Annotated in this window: 1 protein-coding gene; it reads left to right on the top strand. The window is 62.0% G+C overall.

Annotated features, from left to right (window positions below; genetic code table 11):
- Positions 1–530 precede the first annotated feature (530 nt).
- Positions 531–3,101, top strand: a 2,571-nt coding sequence (locus tag ASH00_RS07585) for a chitobiase/beta-hexosaminidase C-terminal domain-containing protein (protein ID WP_200954774.1), incomplete at its 3' end; no start/stop codon positions are given.

The following is a 3,101-nucleotide window of genomic DNA, read 5'->3' as shown; positions in this document are numbered from 1 at the left end:
GGGACGGCAGGCTGTGGCTGTACCCCGGAAACGGGAACGGCGGATGGCTCAAGAAAGTCCAGGTCGGCTCCGGCTGGAATGGTATGACCAGCATCCTCTAACCACTACGCCTCCAACATGGGAAGGTCACCCGCGCCGCTTGCAGCACGGGTGACCTTCCCATGATGTTTCCTCGGGGATGGGCAGTGGCGCCGGCAACTGATCCGCGTTGACCGGCCCAAGGTAATCGCAGGCTCCACTCGCCACAGTTGCCTCAGGGCAAGTTCTATCTCTGCCTCACCCGGGAGCGGTCTCGTTCGTCGGGGGACTCGGAAACCATCAGGGAGACGATGATGAAATCGAACGGTACACATACCGCGGCAGGGGCAACCCCGCGCGCAAACAGGATGTGGAGGGGGACCGGTATTGCTGCTTCAGCCGTTGTGCTCCTGTCCACTTTCGGTCCACCACCAGCTGGGGCAGTACCTCAGCTGTCGGCCGCAATACTTCCGGCAGCTATAGCAACGGGCACGCAGGGAAGCGTTGGTCCAGTGAACCCCGAAACTGGCTACCCATACTGGTACGGCGACGATAACGGTGTTCGGCTGGAGCTGTGCATTGACGTAGCCACGGTTTGCCCAGTGGTCGGAGAAGCCTACAATCCGACGCTGCCGCTGGCGATGCCGAGCAACTTCCCGGAGGAGTCGTTCTGGTACTCAGCCGAAGCATCGTTGCCTCTGTTTGGTGGACAAGAAGAGGCTCGTCTCATCATGGCTACCGAAGCGGCGTTCGGCGGCGCCGGCGACGTTGCACAGGGTCAGCAGAACGCCTTCGCCCGGATGCGTATTCGCTTTGATGGAGCCCAACCACTGGCGACCTACACGGCGACGACGCCGTACGGAATCTTCGAAGTAACTGCGGACGACCGCGGACGGGTGCGCTTCACGGAAGACCTCGGGTGCCTCCAGCAGCCATGCGACTGGACTGAGCCGCTCGAGGGAAAGATCGGTCCCTTCCTTCGGTGGGACGCGGATGCTCCGGCCGGATCAATCGGTGATCCAAACATTCCGCATACCGTAACCGGAAGCCCGTCTGGTACAAACCTTTTCCGCCTTGAAGGTCCAGGCATGGAAGCTGCCGAGACAAATCTCTTCGCAGTGCAGGGCAAGATCGCCACGGTACGTGCGGGCGTGGACAAACCGGGCGGCGTCTACAGGGCGGCCACTACGGTCAACATTCAGGCTTCCTTCCCCGATGAGGCGAAGATCGTCTACACGACGGACGGGAGTACCCCTGCAGTTGATGCTGACGGTGGGGTCACCAACGGCGAGACCTGGATGCCGTCAACGACTGACAACGACGTTGCTCCAGTGCTGCTCGCCACGCCAGGTACAACGAAGCTTCAGTACATGGCAGTCAGCCTGGCTGAGCCAACCCAGCGGACCGGCGTTCAGGTCGAGACTTATAACCTCGACGCCACCAGTCCGTGGATCGCTGCGTCACCGGATGCGACAAAGCCGTCCCATCCGGGTCCACAACAGGTGACACTCACCGGAACTACCGCGGAGGGTGCGGGACCGGCGAGGATTTACTACACGTTGGACGGATCCGATCCCACCGTCGACGACAGCGGGAACCCGACCGCCGCCACGGTGGAGTTCACTGACACTCCCATCACGGTGGGCAGCACCACCCTGATCCGGGCGATGTCGGTCGATGCAACAGATAGGGCCGGCGAAATCCGAGACTTCCGGTACGTCATACATAACCTGAAGACGGTCGGTCCAGTTCTGGTTTCCGCAGACGGTCAACACGGCTATCCCGCGTACCTTGAGGACAACGGATGGGCTGCACGCGACGGTAGAGATGCTCAGGAACCGGTGCAGCTCGACTTGTGCCTGAATGATCCGCTGTGTCCCATCATCGAAGAACTGCCGGCGCCGCTCGATCCGCTGCAGTTCCCACGGAACTTCCCCGGCGAGTCGTTCTGGTGGGCTGCTGAGGCATTCCTGCCGGTCGACGGTGAAGAGGTGCGCTTGACGCTCGCCCTGGAAGCGGCGTTCACCGGCGAAGGAGCTGCTGTCGGCGACGAAGTGGCCTTCGGCCGCATCCGTGTTCGAGGTGACGCGGTGTTCGAGAGCGGCGCCACCTACGAAATCACCCATCCCTACGGGAAGTTCCAGGTCGTCGCCGATGACACCGGAAGCCTCCGCTACACGGAGGACCTCGGAAGCATGAACGGCAACGGTGACTTTTCGCCATTGCTCGAAGCGAAGATCGGACCGTTCCTGCGGTGGACTGAAGGGGCACCCGCGGGCTACCTCGGAGACGGCAGTACACCTCACGCCGTCGTCGGCAGCCCCTACGACACCAACTTCTTCGAGATCCACAAGGTCCTGACGACCGACAACGTGCCGGTTCGGGAACCTATCGGAACAAGGATCACGGACTTCGTTGTCCAGGGTAAGACTGTCGGTGCCACGCCGCCGGTAGCTCCGACGGTAGCGGCCAGCGTTGCAGGAGCAGTGTTCAATACGCCGCAAACCGTGACGCTTACATCCACCCCGGGTGACTTGCCGATCTTCTTCACCACTGACGGCACGCCTCCTGAGCCCGATGGCAACCTATACAGCGGACCCATCACCATCAACGCGGACACGGTTCTGCAGTTCATCGCGGTGAATCAGGGAGTCGCATCGCCAATCGTTACGGAGACGTACACGATCGATACGGTGGCTCCGGAGCTGACAACCACAACGCCGGGCGGTACGTTCACCGCAGCGACGACAGCGACTCTCGCCGCCAGCGAAGGCGCAGCAATCCGTTTCACCACGGATGGGACTGAACCCACGGTGGCCAGCACGCTGTACACCGCGCCAATCGCAATAGCTCAGACCACAACGCTCCGTGCGATTGCGGTCGACGCTGCCGGCAACGTCAGTCCACTCGGGCAATGGGTATTCACCATCAACGCTCCCACTCCGCCGGTCGTTGATCCTCCGGCTCCGCCTGCAGCCGGCATCGATGGCCATGATTTCTCCGGTGACGGGAACGTGGATGTGTTGGCGAGAAGTGCCGACGGCAAGCTGTGGTTGTACGCCCGCAACGCTGCCGGCGGCTGG

Origin of the sequence: Arthrobacter sp. Soil782 (genome assembly GCF_001428435.1) — a bacterium.
Classification (GTDB): domain Bacteria; phylum Actinomycetota; class Actinomycetes; order Actinomycetales; family Micrococcaceae; genus Arthrobacter_D; species Arthrobacter_D parietis.
The sequence above is the reverse complement of the archived record's forward strand: the minus strand, read 5'-3'. Positions and strand labels throughout refer to the sequence as shown.